The following is a 16,287-nucleotide window of genomic DNA, read 5'->3' as shown; positions in this document are numbered from 1 at the left end:
CGGGACGGTCCGGATTTCACGGTCCCGGAAGATATTTCCGAACAGGAGCACCACATGGCTACCGTGGAACATTACGACGTTGACGACGGCTTTCTGGGACCGGTATTCGCGCCTCCGGTCTACCTGGCCTTCCCCGAAATCCTTGCCACGCTGGGGATCATCCAGAGCGCGGAACTGACAGGCGGGGGAACCACCGCTGTCTACACGATCACCACGAACGCGGGCCTCAACTTCGTTCCGATCACGATCACCTACACCGGCACCGATCTGGACATCGCGGGCGGTCTTCCGGTGTCGGGGGCGGTGAATCAGATCGAGCTGCGTATCGGCGGCGAGGTTGCCCTGCTGTTTTACGGTATTGCCTGGGATTTCGCGGCGGCACTTTCCGGTTTTGCCGAAATCTACGCCTCCGAAGCGCATTTCATCTATGGTTCCTCGGCGGCCGATGAACTGACTGGCGGAGGTGAGGCCGATACGATCTATCCCGGCTTCGGCCAGGACAGCATCAACGGTGCCGACGGGGATGACCAGATCATCCTTCTGCGCAGCTACGATGCGCCCACGGTGACGACGGATGTGCCAGCGACGATCAACGGCGGCGCGGGATTTGACACGATCGCCATCTTCCAGGACCTGCCGCACCGCGTCACGATGGATCTGTCCCAGTCCGAGGTGCGCAGCATCGAAACCTTCCGGCTCAGCGGCCAGGTGACGGTCCAGCTGCGCTGGCTGCAATTCGGCGAGGCGGGTGTCCTGCCGAGCGTCTACTTCGAACCGACCAACGTGGATTCCGTCTACGAAGGCCGCCTGCGCGTCCTTCAGGATGCGGGCTATGTCGTGTCGCTGGCGACGATGACCTTCTGGGAAGGGCATGTGAACGAGGTCGTGGGCAGTGATTTCGACGATACCCAGATCGGCAGCCGGCAGGCGCGCGATTTCCTGTCCGGCTTTGCAGGCGACGACACGTTGCTGGGGCTGGACGGCGACGACCGGCTGGACGGGGGCACCGGGTCTGATGTGCTGATCGGCGGCTTCGGCAACGATGTCTATGTCCTGGCAACGGCAGGCGACACGATCGTCGAACAGGCCGGGCAGGGCACCGACCTGATCGAAACCGCGCTGTCGCTGTCGCTGGTCGCGAATGTCGAGAATGCCACGATCACCGTGGCCGCCGCGCGCAGCCTGACCGGCAACACCCTGAACAACGTCCTGACCGGAAACGCGGGGGCCGACACGCTTTCGGGCGGGGCCGGGAACGATACCCTGGCGGGCGGAAACGGCAACGACCGCCTGCTGGGCGGCACGGGAACCGACCGGATGGACGGCGGCGCCGGGTCCGATACCTATTCGGTGGACGATGCGGGCGATCTGGTGATCGAGGCCCTGAACGGCGGAACCGATCTGGTCGAAACATCCGTCGGTCTGAACCTTGCGGCCAACGTGGAAAACGGGCTTTTGGTGGGGGCTGCGCTGTTTCTGGGCGGCAACGCCCTGGGCAATACCCTGACGGGCAACGGCCTTGGCAACATCCTGCAAGGCCAGAACGGGCGGGATACTCTTATTGGGCTGGACGGGAACGACCAGCTTTATGGCGGCAATGACGATGACCGCCTGTTCGGTGGCAATGGCCGTGACCTGCTGGACGGGGCCGCCGGGTCTGACCTGCTGGACGGCGGGGCAGGGAACGACAACCTGGCGGGCGGGGCCGGGTTCGACACGCTGATCGGCGGTGCGGGCCGCGACACGATGAATGGCGGCGTCGATGCCAACCGCGATGTCTTCGTCTTCCGCAGCATTTCCGAAAGCGTGGTCGGCCTTGGCCGGGATGTCATATCCGGCTTTGTCCGCGGACAGGACGACATCGACCTGCGCGCGATCGACGCAAGGACCGCCATCGGCGGCGATCAGGCCTTTGCCTTCAAGGGCACGACCGCCACCGCCCAATCCGTCTGGTATGTGACCAGCGGCACGGGGATCGTCCTGCGCGGCGATGTCACCGGCGACACGCGGGCGGATTTCGAGATCCTCCTGACCGGGATCAGCGCCATCGCGGCGGGCGATCTGGTGTTGTGACCGCGCGCGCCCCGGCCCGCGCGCAGGCACGCCTCCCGGTCACAGACATTCCGCCCCGTCGATCACCAGCGCGTGCCCGGTCATGAAGGCCGACTGGTCGGACGCAAGAAAGACGATGCCATGCGCGATTTCCTCGGGTGTGCCCCAGCGGCCCATCGGGATGGATTGCGCGACATAGCGTTCCAGCGCCTTTCGCCCACCCATCTGGCGTTCGAACCCGTCGTTGAAGGGCGTGTCGATGAAGCCGGGGCACAGCGCGTTGCAGCGCACGTTGAATCGGGCATAGTCCACCGCGATCTGACGGGTCATCGCGATGACCGCGTGCTTTGTCGTGGCATAGGCGATCATCTCGCGGTCGTACTGCACGCCGGAATTCGACGAGGTGATGATGATCGACCCGCGCCCCTGCGCCTTCATCAGGGGCATGGCCGCCCGCGCGGCCACGAAATGCGACCGCACATTCAGCCGCCAGGACGCATCCATCTGTTCCGGCGTCACCCCTTCCAGCGGTCCGGGAATCTGGATGCCCGCGTGCGAATGCAGGATATCCAGCCGCCCGTGCCGTGCCGCCGCACCTGTGATCGCCTCTGACAGCGCCGCATCGTCGGTGACATCAAGGCCGGACGCTTCGGCCTGCCCGCCCTGTGCCGCGATATCGCCTGCGACGGCGGCGGCGCGGGTTTCGTCAAGATCGGTGACGATGACCAGCGCGCCTTCCGCGGCCAGCGCCAGCGCCCCGGCGCGGCCGATGCCCGAGCCGGCTCCGGTCACGAAGGCCACACGGTCTTGCAAGAGCATGGTATTCTCCCTGACGGTCAGCCGCGCCTGCGCCCGCGTTGCAGGATGGCCTGCGCCGCGATGAGCAGGACAAGGGACACCCCCAGCACCATCGTGCCGATGGCGTTGATCTCGGGGGTGACGCCCCGGCGGATGGAGGAAAAGACATAGATCGGCAGGGTTGTCTGCGATCCGGCCACGAAGAAGGCGATGATGAAGTCGTCGAAGCTGAAGGTGAAGGACAACAGGAACCCCGCCAGGATGCCGGGGAAGATCTGCGGCAGCGTCACCTGCCGGAAGGTTCCCAAGGGAGTCGCGCCCAGATCGGCCGAGGCCTCGATCAGGCTGCGATCCATGCCCGCGATCCGCGCCCGGACGATGATGATGACCAGCGCCATCGAAAACAGCCCGTGCGCGGCGATCAGAGACCCGTAGCCCAGGGACAGTTTCGGCGCGGCCTCGGCCACCGGCCAGAGCGCGGCAAGAACGGGGTTGAGCCAGTCGAACACGGTGACGAGCGCGATCAGCGTGGCGATGCCGATCACGATGCCGGGCACCATCACCGCGATGTAGATCAGCGCGTCGAACACCACGCGCAGCCGCCCCTTCACCGATTGCAGCGACAGCGCGGCCATTGTGCCGAAGGTGGTGGCCAGCACGGCCGAGGACAACGCCACGATCAGGCTTGTCTGCAACGCGTCCATCACGAACGGATTGGCCAGCGCCTTGCCGTACCACTGGGTCGAAAAGCCCTGGAACTGCGAGGCATGGCGCCCCGCGTTGAAGCTGAACAGCGCGATGATCCCGATCGGGATGTAGAGGAACAGGTAGACGGCCAGGGCATAGATCCGCATCGCGCCCTCACATCAGCGAAACATCGTCGCGCCCGCCGGACCAGCGGCGCACGGCCCGCATGTAGGCGGTCACGGTGACCAGCATGATCAGCACCAGCGCCACCGCGACGGCGGACCCGAAGGCCCAGTTGCGCGATTGCAGGAACAGATCGACCAGCGCGTTGCCGATGAAGAACACCTTCCCCCCGCCCAGCATCGCCGGGATCAGGAATTCGCCCATCAGCAGGATGAAGACCAGCATGCAGCCGGTCGCCACCCCGGCCATCGACATCGGCAATGTCACCTGCACGAAACTGCGCCAGGGCGGGCTGCCCAGATCGGCCGAGGCCTCCAGCAGGCGCTTGTCGAGCCGTTCAAGCGCCACATAGATCGGAAAGACCATCAGCGGCAGATAGCCATAGACGATGCCTACCAGCACCGCGAAGGGGGTGTTGATCAGGCGCGGGTTGCCCAGGCCAAGGGCGTTCAGCAGCGACGGGATGCCCTGGCCGCCCAGCAGGTAGATCCAGGCATAGCTGCGGATCAGGATCGAGGTCCAGAATGGCACGATCACCAGGATCAGCAGCAACGTCCGCCACTTCTCGGACGTCCGAAGCGCCAGGAAATAGGCCAGGGGATAGGCGATCAGCAGGCACACGAAGGTGCCGATGGGCGCAAGGATCAGCGTGTTCTTGAACGCCGCCCACCGTGCCCCGAGGTTCAGGAAATTGTCGAAGGTGAAGGCGGGCACATAGCCGCCCGCAGACCCGCGTTCACCGAAGGAAAAGACGAAGACCACGATCAGCGGCAGGACCAGCATGCACAGGAACCACGCGCCTGCCGGCGCGAGGAACAGCCATGTCCGCAGGTCCCGCCGCTTCATCGCCTTACGCCGACTTGAAGCGGGCCATCAGCTCGGCCCGGTTCGGATCGGTCAGCGTCACCGCCGCGCCGAATTCCAGCGCGTTCAGCAGGTCTGCCGCCGGATACATGATCGGATCGTTCAGCATCTCGGCCGGCAGGATCGCGTTCACCCGCGCATCCGCCACGGGATAGCCGTGGAACATGACCTCCTTGGCGTTCACTTCGGGCGCCAGCAGATAGTTGATCAGCGCATAGGCCGCGTCGCGGTGCGGGGCGCCCTTCGGAATGGCGAAGAAGTCGCTCCACAATTCGCCACCTTCCTTGCCCAGCACATAGTCGATTTCCGGCATGTCGCGGTGCAGTTGGAGGCCGTCGCCCGTCCAGGCGATCGACATCCAGGCATCGCCCGACCGCATCGAGGGCTGATAGTCCGAGGTGATGGCGAAAAGATGCGGCTTGGCTTCAAGCAGCAGCTTCTCGGCCTCGGCCAGTTCGGCCGGGTCGATCGAATTGAACGAATAGCCGTAGTATTTCAGCGCGTTGCCGATCGTCGTCAGCTGATAGTCATGCACCATGGTCCGGCCCGAGAACTCGGCCTTGGTCATGTCCCAGAATTCCTTCCAGGTGGTGGGTTTCGGCAGGCCGCCCAGGTTGTTCGTGTTCACCACAAAGCCGGTCGTGCCGTAGTTGCGCGGCACGGCATAGACGGTGCCGTTGACCGTGCCCGCATCGGCGAAGCGCGCGTCGAAGCTGGCCGGGTCGTAGTTCGGCAGCTTGGTCAGGTCGAGCGGTTCGATCAGGTCTTCTTCCACATAGGTGGTGATCGTGTAGTTCGTCGGCACGAACACGTCCCAGCCCGAACCGCCGGCCTGCAGCTTGGCCAGCATTTCCTCGTTCGATCCGAAGACGTTCAGATCGACCGCAGCGCCGGTTTCGGCGGTGAAGGCCTCGAAATTCGCCGGATCGTGATAGTTCGGCCAGCTGGCCACTACCACGCGGTCGCCGATGCTGCCCTGTGCCCGCGCCGCGCCGCGCAATCCCGGCATCGCCGCGCCCAGAACCGTGGTCGCCAGGCCAAGACCGGTCACGCCCAGGAAATGCCGGCGCGTCACCGACCCCTTCTTGTAGCGCCAGAGTTCGGCCATGAATTTTTCGCGCGAGATGAAGTCATTCCGGTCCGTCATGTTCAGTCTCCCAGTTGGTTCTTGTTGCCGTTCAATCCTCACCAAGGATCAGCGCGGTTCCCGCCTGCCACGAGGCATGCGCCGTATCGCCCGGTTCAAACCCGCCCTCGGTCGCCTCGGCCTGGCGCGACACCAGCACGAGGAATTCGCCAAGGTCGTCACTCGTCACCAGATATTCGGTGTGTTCGCCAAGGAAGATGCGGTTGACGACCGTCACCCGCACCTCGCCCGTGTCCCCTGTCGAGGTCCGGCGCAGGGCGATCTGTTCGGGGCGCAGGCTGGCGGTGGCGGCCTGCCCGGTCGCGATGTCGGATGTCGCGCTGCCGGCGATCAGGCGGCCCGATGCGGTGGTCAGGGCCGCGGCGCCGCCCGACCGTTCCGTGACCCGACCGGCGAAAAAGTTCGATTTCCCCACGAAATCGGCGACATAGCGATTGATCGGCCGGTCATACAGGTCGCGTGGACGCCCCACCTGCACGATCCGTCCGCCCCGCATGATGCAGATGCGGTCGGACATCGACAGGGCTTCTTCCTGATCGTGCGTGACCAGGACGAAGGTGATCCCCAGGCTGCGCTGAAGGGTCTGCAATTCGATCTGCATGTCGCGGCGCAGCTTCTTGTCCAGCGCAGCCATCGGTTCGTCCAGAAGCAGAAGCTTCGGCTGGTTGATGATCGCGCGCGCCAGCGCCACGCGTTGCTGCTGGCCGCCCGACATTTCCCAGATCCGGCGCGGGCCGAAGCCGGGCAGGCGTACGGTCTCAAGCGCGCGGTCCACCGCCTTCGCGATCTCGGGCGCGGACGGGCGCGGGCGTTGCTGCCGCAACCCGTACGAGATGTTTTCGGCCACCGTCAGATGCGGGAACAGCGCATAGTGCTGGAACACCATGTTCACCGGCCTGCGGTGCGGCGGCAGGTCGTTCACCCGCTGGCCGTCCAGCAGGATGTCGCCCCGCGTGGGGGCCTCGAACCCTGCCAGCATGCGCAACGCGGTGGTCTTGCCGCACCCAGACGGGCCGAGGAAGGACAGGAATTCACCCCGCCGGATCGACAGGTTCAGGTCGTTCGCCGCCACCACGTCGCCAAATGTCTTGGTCGCATTGCGGAACTCGGCGATCGGCGTGTCCGGTGCTGTCTCGGTGTTGGTCTGGTCGCTTTTCATCTCGCATCTTATATGCTTGATTTCGACCATCAGCGTAAAAAGGGCGCGGTTCGCTGTATATACCACAAATTGCATATCATGCGGAAGGATAGGGCGGGCATGAGCGGGGCGGACCTGTTTCCCTTGATCGGCGCGGCCATCGCCGCGATCGGCGACGAACGCTTTCCGGCCGCGCTGGCCGGCCTGCTGCGGGCGGTGGCGCCCTACACCTACACGGTGGTCTTCGGCTATCGCGGCGCGGCGCGGCCATTCGACCTTTACGATGATTTCCCGGCCTCGAAACGCCGCATCTTCGTGACCGACTATCAGGAAGGCCCTTACCTTCTGGACCCGTTCTATCTGGCGGCGACGCGCCCGGTGCCGGTCGGGCTTTACCGGATCCGCGAACTGGCGCCGGACCGGTTCTATCAGGGCGAATACTTCCGCAATTACTATATCCAGACGGGGCTGGCCGAAGAGATCGGGTATTTCATCGACATGCCGGGCGATGCGACGGTGGTCTGGTCCCTGATGCGCGACGAAAAACCCTTTTCAAACCGCGACATGCGGGCGCTGACGCAGATCAGGCCGGTGGTCGAGGCCTGTGTGCGGCGCCATTGGGCCGACCTGTCGGACCGGTTCCTGTCACCGTCGGGCGGCCGGGCTGGCCATGCGATGGAAACCGAGATCGAACAGTCCTTCCACACCTTCGGCGAAGGCCTTCTGACCCCGCGCGAACGCGAGATCGTGGAACATACGCTGAAAGGCCATTCCGCCGAGGCGGTGGGCCGGATCCTCGGCATATCGCCCGGAACCGTGCGGATTCACCGGCGCAACATCTATGCGAAACTGCGGATCAGTTCGCAGGGCGAGCTGTTCTCGAAATTCATCCAGACCCTCGGGCGGATCTGAAGGCCGCGTCAGCCCGTCAGCCGCGCCTGTGCCTGATGCCTCGCGCCGCCCGTGGCGCGGGGAAGCCCGCAGCCGGGAGGCCGGCCCCTTGCGCGGATCCGGTCAGGCCCGGGCGGGCGTCTCGTCCTTCAACAAGAGGACCAGCGCCGCGGCCGTCATCATCACCCCCACGACGACCAGCGCGGGCGGGGCGCCGTGGCCAAGGGCGATTTCCCACAGGATCACCCAGCTTGGCGTAAGATAGGTATAGGCCATGACCTTGGCCGACGGCAGCCGCAGCGTGGCGTATTGCAGAAGGACGAAGGTCGCCGCGCTGGCCGCGATGGCCACATAGGCCAGCGTGATCCAGACAATGCCGGGCAGGGCGCCCCAGTCGGTCTCCAGCACGGCCCGCCCCGACCACAGGCAGAGCAGCAGGAACCCCGCCACCATCATCCCGAAGGTGAAGACCACCGCCGGTTCCCCCCGGTTCAGCCTGCGCACCATCGGCGCATAAAGCGCATGGGCCACGCAGCCCCAGAAATAGGTCACCTCGCCACGGCCGATCTCCATCCTGAGAACGGCTGCCCAGTCGGCGCGGAAGATCACCCAGATCGCGCCCCCCGCGCCGATCGCCAGTGCCAGTGCCATGCGCGGCGTCGTGACCTGCCGCAGCACCAGCCAGCCGAAGCCCGCCGCCATCATCGGGGTCAGCGTGAAGACGGCCGAGGCGGAAATCGCGGGCGCGGTCTTCAGCCCTTCGAACATCAGGACGAAATAGCTGGCCAGAAGCCCGCCGAGGACGAAATAGCGCCAGGGCGCGCGCGCGGCGCTGCGCGGCAGGCCCGTGGTGGCCAAGGCCACCGCCCCCACGATCAGCCCCGCCACAAGGAACCGCACGACCGTCAGCGCGCCGGGGTCGATATGCGGGGCCGCCATCGTGCCAAGCGAGAACGACCCCGCCACCAGCGCCGAAAAGGCCAGCATCGCCAGATGGCCCTTCAAGGGCTCGGTCAATCCCGCGGGCAGGTTCATCAGCTGTCCGATGCGGTTCCGGCGTCCGTGTCCGCGTCCATCCAGCCCTTCTTCACCGCAGCCTTCAGATGCGCCACGAAGCTGCGCACCTTCAGCGTGCGGTGCAGGTCGACATGCGTGACCAGCCACAGGGGCGGTGTCCATTCGGTCCGCGGCGGCAGAACCTGGATCAGGTCGGGCGACCGGCGCCCGCGGTAGACCGGCAGGAACCCGATCCCCAGCCCGTCGTGCAGCGCCTGTTCGATCGCCGCCCGTTCGGTTGAGCGGAAGATGATCCGGTCCGCGGGAACCGTCTCGGCCAGCCAGCGGGAATAGGGTGCGCGCATTTCGGCGCCTTCGGCGGAAATGAAGCTGTGCCGCGCGAATTCGGCCTCGGTTTCAGGCAGGCCGTGGGCCGCCGCATAGCTGCGTGCGGCATAGGGTGCCATTTCCAGAACCATCAGCGGCTGCACCACATTGTCAGGCTCTTCCGGCACCTGGCCCGCGCGGATCGCCACATGCGCCTCGCCATAGTCGAGCCGGAACAGCCGCATGTCGGTCAGGAAGCGCAGGATCAGGCCGGGATGGGCCGCCTGGAAGCTGGACATGATCGGCACCAGAAGATCGGCGATGCCCTCGATCGCGGTGACGACCAGTTCGCCGGTCACGGTTTCGCCCTGACCCTTGATCCGGCTGGCCAGCTGGCCGAACTGTTCCTCGGTCGCCTGGGCCACCGCCAGCAGGTCGCGCCCCGCCTCGGTCGGGGTATAGCCCCGGGGATGGCGCTGGAACAGACGCGCGCCAAGCCGCTTTTCCAGCGCGTCGATATGGCGGATGACGGTGGCGTGATGCACGCCCAGAACCTCGGCCGCGCCGGAAACCGTGCCGATCCGGGCAACCTGAAACGCGGTTCGGATCTCGTCCCAGTTGTCCATCCATGCCTCCTGTGCGTCAACGCACATTCAGCCCCGAAACCATCGGCGACGCAAGGCCCTGCGGGGCATCTGCGGTTCGGGCTTGGGTGATTGGCCGGTCCGGTTTACCCTTCCCCGGGGACGGACCGGAGAAACGCCGATGAAACTGCGCGAGGCAACGCCAGAAAGGCTGACGCTGGAGGATCGCCCCTGGATCACGGGGATCATGATCGGGGGGTTCACGCTGATCTTTGTGGGGCTTGGCCTTGGACTCATCCTGCAGGGCGACCTGACAGGCGGCCTGCTGATGGGGGGCGTCGGCGGGGGCTTGGGCTTTCTGGCCTTCTGGGCCTTCGTGCGTCGCACCATCGTCTTTCTGGACCGGGCGGCGCGGGTCGTGCTGATCCGCGAGGCATCGTTGTTTGGCCAGACCGAAAGCCGCTATCCTTTATCATCCGTGCGCCGCGCGACGGTGGAAACCTCGCGGTCCTCCAAGGGCGGGTCCACGCATCGCCCCGCGCTCGAGATGGCGGACGGATCGACGCTGCCCCTGCGGACTGTCTACATCTCGGGGCGGGGCGCGCATGATGTGGCCGTCCGGGTGAACGAATGGCTTGCGCCGGCCGGGGCAACCGACGGCGCAGCAGGCCGGACGGGCGAAACGGCCTGAGCGAACCCGGCCCCTGCGTCCCCGGCCCCTGCGTTCCGGGCCTGCCCCGCCGCGCTTGACTCCGGCCTCCTGTCGGCGTATCCGCGGCGCTGAATTCCCCGGAGGCCCGTGCTTCCGGTCCCTTGGCATTGGCCGGGATCGCCATCCGTCAGCGCGTTGCGCCCACGGGTGCCCTTGGCCTTTGCAATGATCCGCCGCCGGTCCCATATCCGGCAGAACCGCAACGGCAACGAAAGGGCGCCACATGTTCGAGAACCTGTCAGAACGGCTGGGTGGAGTCTTCGACCGCCTGACCAAGCAGGGCGCGTTGTCCGAGGCCGATGTCGAAACCGCCCTGCGCGAGGTCCGCGTGGCGCTGCTTGAGGCCGACGTTTCGCTGCCCGTGGCGCGCGATTTCGTCAATGCGGTGAAGAAGAAGGCGACCGGGCAGGCGGTGACCAAGTCGGTCACGCCGGGCCAGCAGGTCGTCAAGATCGTGCATGACGAACTGGTGCATGTGCTGTCGGGCGACGGCCCGGCCGATGCGCTGAAGATCGACAACCCGCCCGCGACGATCCTGATGGTGGGCCTGCAGGGTTCGGGCAAGACGACGACAACGGCAAAGCTTGCAAAGCGTCTCAAGGAAAAGAACGGCAAGCGGGTGCTGATGGCCAGCCTCGACACCAACCGCCCCGCCGCGATGGAACAGCTTGCCATCCTCGGCACCCAGATCGGTGTGGATACGCTGCCGATCGTGAAGGGCGAAAAGGCCCCCCAGATCGCCAAGCGCGCCAAGACGCAGGCGGCGATGGGCGGCTATGACGTGCTGTTCCTCGACACGGCGGGCCGCCTGCACATCGACGAAGTGTTGATGGACGAGGTTCAGGCGGTGCGCGACATCGCCAGCCCGCGTGAAACGCTTCTGGTGGTCGACGGCCTCACCGGTCAGGACGCGGTGAACGTCGCGACCGAATTCGACGGCAAGGTCGGCATCTCCGGCGTGGTGCTGACGCGGATGGATGGCGACGGGCGCGGCGGTGCGGCCCTGTCGATGCGCGCCGTCACCGGCAAGCCCATCCGCTTCGTCGGCCTGGGCGAGAAGATGGACGCGATCGAGACCTTCGAGCCCGAACGCGTCGCGGGCCGCATCCTGGGCATGGGCGACATCGTGGCCCTGGTGGAAAAGGCGCGCGAGACGTTTGAGGCCGAACAGGCCGAACGGATGATGAAGCGCTTCCAGAAGGGTCTGTTCAACATGAACGACCTGAAGGCGCAGCTGGAACAGATGCTGAAGATGGGCGGCATGCAGGGCCTGATGGGCATGCTGCCGGGCATGGGCAAGATGGCAAAGCAGGCCGAAGAGGCCGGTTTTGACGACCGCATGCTGCGCCGCCAGATCGCGCTGATCAATTCGATGACCAAGAAGGAACGCGCGAACCCCGATCTGCTGGCCGCCAGCCGGAAGAAACGCATCGCCGCGGGTGCCGGGCTGGATGTGGCCGAACTCAACCGTCTCTTGAAGCAGCACAAGCAGATGGCCGAGATGATGAAGAAGATGGGCAAGGGTGGCATGATGAAACAGGCCATCAAGCAGATGATGGGCAAGGGCGGCATGCCGGACCCGTCCAAGATGTCGCCCGCCGAACTGGAAGAAGCCGCCAAGGCGATGCGCGGTGCCGGCGCCGGCCTGCCGCCGATGCCTGGAATGGGCGGCATGGGGCGCGGCGGCCTGACCCTGCCTGCGGGCCTTTCGGGGCTGATGAAAAAGAAATGATCGCCCCCACGCTCCATACCGAACGGTTGACGCTGCGGATGCCCCGGCTTGCGGATTTCGAACCGCGCGTCGCGTTCTATGCGTCGGACCGTTCCGTTTGGGAAGGCGGACCCAAGGCGCGCGCCTCTGTTTGGCGCGAATGGGCGTCGGACGTCGGGCAATGGCCGTTGATGGGATACGGCCCCTTCGCGGTGGACATGGGTGGGGATTATGTCGGCGAGGTCGGTATCTATCACGCCGCCGACTTCCCCGCGCCGGAACTGGGCTGGTTCGTGACCCCCGCAGCCGAAGGCCGCGGCATCGCGCTGGAAGCCGCGCGCGCCGTGATGGGCTGGGTGCGCCGTGCCCTTGGCTGGGACGAGATCATCAACATCATCGACCCGGCCAACGTGCGCTCCATCGCGCTCGGCCTGCGTCTGGGCGGGCGGATCGATCCCGCCCGCGCAGGCATCGACCCCGGTGATGTGGTCATCGTCCATGATCTGCGCGGGGTGGCGGCATGACCGCAAAAGACACGAAAGGGGATGCGATGGACGCCGTTGCCAAGGCTGCCGCGCTGCTGAAGGAACACCGCGAGTCGATCGACCGGCTGGACGCGATCCTTGTCTACACGCTGGCCGAACGGTTCAAGCACACGCAGGCGGTGGGGAAGCTCAAGGCCGAACACGACCTGCCCCCCAGCGACCCGGCGCGCGAGGCGCGGCAGATCGAACGGCTGGAACGGCTGTCACGAGAGGCCGACCTCGACCCGGAATTCGCCAGGAAATTCCTGAACTTCATCATTTCCGAAGTCATCAGGCATCACGAGAAACTGCAAAAATAACAGGGCCTTGGCCCGTTACACGCCATCGAAAAAGGAGAACTGAAATGGCAACGAAGATCCGTCTGGCCCGTGGTGGCTCGAAAAAGCGTCCGCATTACGCCATCGTGCTGTCCGACAGCCGCATGCCGCGCGATGGCCGCTTCCTGGAAAAGCTGGGCACCTATGACCCGATGCTGGCCAAGGACGACGAGAACCGCGTCAAGATGAACCTTGACCGCATCAAGGAACTGCTGGCCACCGGCGCCCAGCCGACCGACCGCGTCGCGCGCTTCCTCGAAGCCGCGGGCGTCCTGGCCAAGAAGACCCGTGCGAACCCGAAGAAGGCCGTTCCGGGCAAGCAGATGGCCGAACGCGCGGCCAAGAAGGCGGCCCGCGCCGCCGCCCCGGCCGAGGAATAATCCCGGCCCTGCCAACCGGCGCGCGGGGCCCCGTTGCGGGTCCCGCCGCCCATCTTCGGGGGTAAGCCATGCCGAAAGCCGACCGCGTCTGTGTGGGGGCCATCGCCGGAGCGTTCGGCGTGCGTGGCGAAGTGCGCCTGAAATCCTTCTGCGCCGACCCCGAGTCGATCGCCGCCTACGGCCCGCTCTGGACCGAGGATGGCAGCCGGTCTTTTGACGTGCGCCTGACGCGTCCGGTTTCCGGCGGGTTCGGCGCCATGCTTTCGGGCGTGACCACGAAAGAGGCCGCCGATGCGCTGCGCGGGGTTCAGCTTTTCGCAGATCGCGACCGCCTGCCGTCGCTGCCCGATGACGAATTCTACCATGCCGACCTGATCGGCCTTCCGGTGCAGGATACCGGAGGGGCGGCCATCGGCACCGTCCGCGCCGTCTACAACCACGGGGCGGGCGACATCCTTGAAATTTTCGCCCCCGGTCGAAAATCCGCCATACTTCTGCCCTTCACGCTGGCCAACGTGCCCACCGTGGATCTGAAGGCGGGCCGCATCGTTGCCGACATCCCGGAAGGGCTGGACTGAGGCGATCGCGGTGCCCGGACTGGAAAGGGCATGATCGTGGGCGTGAAGAACAGGTTGCGGCTTCTGATGGGTGCGAATGCGCTGGTCTATCTTGGCCCGTTGCTGGCCGGGATGGCAGGGTTCGGCTGGGCGGCGGTTCCCGCCTTCGCGGCGATCCTGATCTTCTGGCTCGTGCTTCTGGACCCGCGCGGCTGGCGCCATGCCCGGCGCGACTGGATCAACGGGCGCGCCGCGGTGCAGGCGACCGGCCGCATCCTGAGCCAGGTTCTTCTGGTGGCGATCCTGTTCGGCATCGGTCGCGGCATTGTCGGCGTTGTCGGCATCGGGCTGGATCTGCCGCTTGTGCAGGTGATGGCCCTGTCCTTCTTTGCCCTGCCGCTGACGCGCCTTGTCTGGCGCCCGGAACAGGCGGCCGAACGCCATGTCGCCGAACGCATGGTGGAAAAGCTGAACACCCTTCCGGAAAACAGCGACGATGCCGAAATCCTCGCCCATGTCGTGGCGATCCGTCAGCACGTCTGCCTTGACGAACTTCACGCCGCCCTGATCCGCTTTGCCGCGCGCGAGGATGCCCGGCGCACGGTGTCGCGGGCGCTGGCGCTTGTGGGGTCGGGCGGGCGGCCCGCCCCGGCGGATGCCTGAGCGTCCTCGCCCCGCGCAGGTCTGGTTGCATGCCGGTTTCCACAAGACCGGCACGACGGCGCTGCAATCCCGCCTTGAGGAAAACCGCGCCGCGCTGTCCGCCCGGTTCCACCTTGCCACACTGCGGACCGACCCCGACCTGCGGCAGGTGACAGAGGCCGCCCGCCGCCATTCGGAAACGGGCGACGCGCTGGATCTTGCGGTCTTCCGGGCGATGGCGACGGGCTGGCTGGCCAGCCTGCCGATCACACGGGGGCAGTCGATCCTGATCTCGTCCGAGGATTTCGCGGGACACATGCCGGGAATGCGGGGCCTGCGCGACTATGGTGCGGCGATCCCCCTTGCGCAGGCGTTCCATGCGGCGGTCGGTGACGCCTTCGGGAAAGGAACGGCCTGCACCTTCGTCTACACGACCCGTGCCGCCGATCCCTGGCTCGCATCGCTTCATGCCCAGCAGGCGCGACACGCGCATCTGACGCTCGACCGCGACGACTTTGCCAATGCCTTTCGCCCGGCGGCTGATCTTGGGGGCGTCGTGGCCCGGATCGCGACGGCCGTGGCCCCGGCCCCGGTCCACCGCATCGCGCTGGAGGATGCCGCGGCGCATCGGCTGGGCCCGGCCGGGGCGCTGCTGGCCCTGTGCGGTTGTGCTGCGGCGGACCTCGACCGCCTTCAGCCGCCTGTCCGGACCAATCCGGCGCTTTCCCCCGATCTGGTCGCGGCCTTCGTGGCGCTGAACCGCGCAGGCCTGCCACGGGATATCCTGCGCGCCCGCAAGGACGCCCTTTTGCAAAATTCTCCTGCCGCCACGGCCCCCCAGTTTCCCGTTTCCGCTGCGGGCGAAACCCGCTAGAAGCGCGGCCATGTCCGAGACGCCCGACAAATCCAGATCCCACGGCAGGCTGTCGATTTCCGCCTCGCTGAAGCCGCGCGACCTGATGGCCGAAGCGCGCATGGTCAAGGGCGCGTGGTGCGCGCGCATCATCACCCTTTTCCCCGATGCCTTTCCCGGCACCCTCGGCCTGTCGCTGACGGGCAAGGCGCTGGATCAGGGGCTGTGGCGGCTGGAAACCATCCCGCTGCGTCCCTTCGGCGAAGGGCGGCACCGCAATGTTGACGACACGCCGGCGGGCGGCGGGGCGGGCATGGTGATCCGCGCCGATGTGATGGCCCGCGCGCTGGATGCGGCCTCGGTCGGCACGCCGCCGGATCGGGCGCGCTGGCCCGTTGTCTACCTGTCGCCGCGCGGGGTGCCCTTCACCCAGGCCAAGGCACGGGAATGGGCCGGAGCCGAGGGCATCACCATGATCTGCGGCCGGTTCGAGGGCGTCGACCAGCGGGTGCTGGATGCCTATGGCGTCGAAGAGGTCAGCCTGGGCGACTTCGTCCTGACCGGGGGCGAGATCGCGGCGCAGGCGATGATCGACGCCGCCGTGCGGCTGATCCCCGGTGTTCTGGGCAACGCGGCCTCGACCGAAGAGGAAAGCCATTCGCACGGGCTTCTGGAACATCCGCAATACACCCGGCCCGCCGTCTGGGAAGGGCGCGAGATCCCGCCGGTCCTGATGTCGGGAAACCATGCCGAGGTTGACCGCTGGCGCCGCGCCGAGGCCGAACGGCTGACCCGCGAACGCAGGCCGGACCTGTGGGCGGCGCATCAGGCACGGAAAGGCTGAGACGGGCGGGCAATCCCCCCGACCCGCCGCAGGGAAGACGCGCCGGTCCCGCCTTTCGG

General features: G+C 66.4%; 18 protein-coding genes. 11 read left to right on the top strand and 7 right to left on the bottom strand.

Translation table 11 applies throughout. The features are described from left to right. The first annotated feature begins 54 nt into the window (after positions 1-54). The gene (locus E7811_RS18320; RefSeq protein WP_136393563.1) at positions 55-2,073 is read left to right on the top strand and encodes a calcium-binding protein; all 2,019 of its coding nucleotides are present in this window, start codon (positions 55-57) and stop codon (positions 2,071-2,073) included. Between the two features lie 39 nt (positions 2,074-2,112). Here E7811_RS18320 and E7811_RS05605 read toward each other — a convergent pair whose 3' ends face one another. Genes E7811_RS05605 through E7811_RS05585 form a run of 5 tightly spaced genes read right to left on the bottom strand, consistent with a single transcriptional unit; the run spans position 2,113 to position 6,890 of the window. Then, positions 2,113-2,871, bottom strand: coding sequence for an SDR family NAD(P)-dependent oxidoreductase (locus E7811_RS05605; RefSeq protein ID WP_136393562.1), 759 nt, complete (start codon positions 2,869-2,871; stop codon positions 2,113-2,115). 17 nt (positions 2,872-2,888) lie between these two features. Then, a complete protein-coding gene (locus E7811_RS05600; RefSeq protein WP_136393561.1) occupies positions 2,889-3,704 on the bottom strand; it encodes an ABC transporter permease in 816 nt (271 codons plus the stop codon). A 7-nt stretch (positions 3,705-3,711) separates the two neighbouring features. Next, positions 3,712-4,566 (bottom strand): ABC transporter permease, encoded by an 855-nt coding sequence (locus E7811_RS05595; protein ID WP_136393560.1) that lies wholly within the window; start codon positions 4,564-4,566, stop codon positions 3,712-3,714. Between the two features lie 4 nt (positions 4,567-4,570). Further along, positions 4,571-5,731, bottom strand: coding sequence for an ABC transporter substrate-binding protein (locus tag E7811_RS05590; protein ID WP_136393559.1), 1,161 nt, complete (start codon positions 5,729-5,731; stop codon positions 4,571-4,573). A gap of 31 nt (positions 5,732-5,762) precedes the next feature. After that, on the bottom strand, positions 5,763-6,890 hold the full coding sequence (locus tag E7811_RS05585; RefSeq protein ID WP_136393558.1) for an ABC transporter ATP-binding protein: 1,128 nt from the start codon (positions 6,888-6,890) through the stop codon (positions 5,763-5,765). A gap of 99 nt (positions 6,891-6,989) precedes the next feature. Here E7811_RS05585 and E7811_RS05580 point away from each other — a divergent pair, with 99 nt between their 5' ends. Then, positions 6,990-7,781: a LuxR C-terminal-related transcriptional regulator gene (locus tag E7811_RS05580; protein WP_136393557.1), complete on the top strand. Its 792-nt coding sequence runs from the start codon at positions 6,990-6,992 to the stop codon at positions 7,779-7,781. A gap of 102 nt (positions 7,782-7,883) precedes the next feature. Here E7811_RS05580 and E7811_RS05575 read toward each other — a convergent pair whose 3' ends face one another. Continuing rightward, a complete protein-coding gene (locus E7811_RS05575) occupies positions 7,884-8,795 on the bottom strand; it encodes a DMT family transporter (protein ID WP_394345597.1) in 912 nt (303 codons plus the stop codon). Then, complete coding sequence (locus tag E7811_RS05570) at positions 8,795-9,709, bottom strand: LysR family transcriptional regulator (RefSeq protein WP_136393556.1); 915 nt, start codon at positions 9,707-9,709, stop codon at positions 8,795-8,797. The genes E7811_RS05575 and E7811_RS05570 overlap by 1 nt, the downstream gene beginning before the upstream one ends. Positions 9,710-9,848: 139 nt before the next feature. Here E7811_RS05570 and E7811_RS05565 point away from each other — a divergent pair, with 139 nt between their 5' ends. The 9 genes from E7811_RS05565 (at position 9,849) to trmD (ending at position 16,228) form a co-directional block, all read left to right on the top strand. Then, entirely contained in the window at positions 9,849-10,358 is a 510-nt protein-coding gene (locus E7811_RS05565) for a hypothetical protein (RefSeq protein ID WP_136393555.1), read from the top strand. 244 nt (positions 10,359-10,602) lie between these two features. Continuing rightward, positions 10,603-12,111: a signal recognition particle protein gene (ffh, locus tag E7811_RS05560; protein WP_136393554.1), complete on the top strand. Its 1,509-nt coding sequence runs from the start codon at positions 10,603-10,605 to the stop codon at positions 12,109-12,111. Next, complete coding sequence (locus tag E7811_RS05555) at positions 12,108-12,614, top strand: GNAT family N-acetyltransferase (RefSeq protein ID WP_136393553.1); 507 nt, start codon at positions 12,108-12,110, stop codon at positions 12,612-12,614. Before ffh ends, E7811_RS05555 begins: the two co-directional genes overlap by 4 nt. Continuing rightward, positions 12,611-12,934, top strand: a complete 324-nt coding sequence (locus E7811_RS05550) for a chorismate mutase (protein ID WP_136393552.1) — start codon at positions 12,611-12,613, stop codon at positions 12,932-12,934. The genes E7811_RS05555 and E7811_RS05550 overlap by 4 nt, the downstream gene beginning before the upstream one ends. A 44-nt stretch (positions 12,935-12,978) precedes the next feature. Next, positions 12,979-13,332, top strand: a complete 354-nt coding sequence (gene rpsP, locus E7811_RS05545) for a 30S ribosomal protein S16 (RefSeq protein WP_136393551.1) — start codon at positions 12,979-12,981, stop codon at positions 13,330-13,332. 68 nt (positions 13,333-13,400) lie between these two features. After that, positions 13,401-13,910 carry a ribosome maturation factor RimM gene (gene rimM / locus E7811_RS05540; protein WP_136393550.1) on the top strand — a complete coding sequence of 170 codons (510 nt, stop codon included), beginning with the start codon at positions 13,401-13,403 and terminating at the stop codon, positions 13,908-13,910. Between the two features lie 30 nt (positions 13,911-13,940). Then, positions 13,941-14,552 (top strand): hypothetical protein, encoded by a 612-nt coding sequence (locus E7811_RS05535; RefSeq protein WP_136393549.1) that lies wholly within the window; start codon positions 13,941-13,943, stop codon positions 14,550-14,552. Next, positions 14,545-15,405: a hypothetical protein gene (locus E7811_RS05530; RefSeq protein WP_136393548.1), complete on the top strand. Its 861-nt coding sequence runs from the start codon at positions 14,545-14,547 to the stop codon at positions 15,403-15,405. The genes E7811_RS05535 and E7811_RS05530 overlap by 8 nt, the downstream gene beginning before the upstream one ends. A gap of 10 nt (positions 15,406-15,415) precedes the next feature. Further along, the gene (trmD, locus tag E7811_RS05525; RefSeq protein WP_136393547.1) at positions 15,416-16,228 is read left to right on the top strand and encodes a tRNA (guanosine(37)-N1)-methyltransferase TrmD; all 813 of its coding nucleotides are present in this window, start codon (positions 15,416-15,418) and stop codon (positions 16,226-16,228) included. The last annotated feature ends 59 nt before the right edge of the window (positions 16,229-16,287 follow it).

It is taken from the genome of Aliigemmobacter aestuarii, from assembly GCF_004799285.1.
Lineage (GTDB): Bacteria > Pseudomonadota > Alphaproteobacteria > Rhodobacterales > Rhodobacteraceae > Aliigemmobacter > Aliigemmobacter aestuarii.
The sequence above is the reverse complement of the archived record's forward strand: the minus strand, read 5'-3'. Positions and strand labels throughout refer to the sequence as shown.

What these genes read in the sequence shown, in the direction of transcription:
- E7811_RS18320 (WP_136393563.1), top strand. Translation starts at nt 55, where the DNA reads ATGGCTACCGTGGAACATTACGACGTTGACGACGGCTTTCTGGGACCG.
- E7811_RS05605 (WP_136393562.1), bottom strand. Translation starts at nt 2,871, where the DNA reads ATGCTCTTGCAAGACCGTGTGGCCTTCGTGACCGGAGCCGGCTCGGGC.
- E7811_RS05600 (WP_136393561.1), bottom strand. Translation starts at nt 3,704, where the DNA reads ATGCGGATCTATGCCCTGGCCGTCTACCTGTTCCTCTACATCCCGATC.
- E7811_RS05595 (WP_136393560.1), bottom strand. Translation starts at nt 4,566, where the DNA reads ATGAAGCGGCGGGACCTGCGGACATGGCTGTTCCTCGCGCCGGCAGGC.
- E7811_RS05590 (WP_136393559.1), bottom strand. Translation starts at nt 5,731, where the DNA reads ATGACGGACCGGAATGACTTCATCTCGCGCGAAAAATTCATGGCCGAA.
- E7811_RS05585 (WP_136393558.1), bottom strand. Translation starts at nt 6,890, where the DNA reads ATGAAAAGCGACCAGACCAACACCGAGACAGCACCGGACACGCCGATC.
- E7811_RS05580 (WP_136393557.1), top strand. Translation starts at nt 6,990, where the DNA reads ATGAGCGGGGCGGACCTGTTTCCCTTGATCGGCGCGGCCATCGCCGCG.
- E7811_RS05575 (WP_394345597.1), bottom strand. Translation starts at nt 8,795, where the DNA reads ATGAACCTGCCCGCGGGATTGACCGAGCCCTTGAAGGGCCATCTGGCG.
- E7811_RS05570 (WP_136393556.1), bottom strand. Translation starts at nt 9,709, where the DNA reads ATGGACAACTGGGACGAGATCCGAACCGCGTTTCAGGTTGCCCGGATC.
- E7811_RS05565 (WP_136393555.1), top strand. Translation starts at nt 9,849, where the DNA reads ATGAAACTGCGCGAGGCAACGCCAGAAAGGCTGACGCTGGAGGATCGC.
- ffh (WP_136393554.1), top strand. Translation starts at nt 10,603, where the DNA reads ATGTTCGAGAACCTGTCAGAACGGCTGGGTGGAGTCTTCGACCGCCTG.
- E7811_RS05555 (WP_136393553.1), top strand. Translation starts at nt 12,108, where the DNA reads ATGATCGCCCCCACGCTCCATACCGAACGGTTGACGCTGCGGATGCCC.
- E7811_RS05550 (WP_136393552.1), top strand. Translation starts at nt 12,611, where the DNA reads ATGACCGCAAAAGACACGAAAGGGGATGCGATGGACGCCGTTGCCAAG.
- rpsP (WP_136393551.1), top strand. Translation starts at nt 12,979, where the DNA reads ATGGCAACGAAGATCCGTCTGGCCCGTGGTGGCTCGAAAAAGCGTCCG.
- rimM (WP_136393550.1), top strand. Translation starts at nt 13,401, where the DNA reads ATGCCGAAAGCCGACCGCGTCTGTGTGGGGGCCATCGCCGGAGCGTTC.
- E7811_RS05535 (WP_136393549.1), top strand. Translation starts at nt 13,941, where the DNA reads ATGATCGTGGGCGTGAAGAACAGGTTGCGGCTTCTGATGGGTGCGAAT.
- E7811_RS05530 (WP_136393548.1), top strand. Translation starts at nt 14,545, where the DNA reads ATGCCTGAGCGTCCTCGCCCCGCGCAGGTCTGGTTGCATGCCGGTTTC.
- trmD (WP_136393547.1), top strand. Translation starts at nt 15,416, where the DNA reads ATGTCCGAGACGCCCGACAAATCCAGATCCCACGGCAGGCTGTCGATT.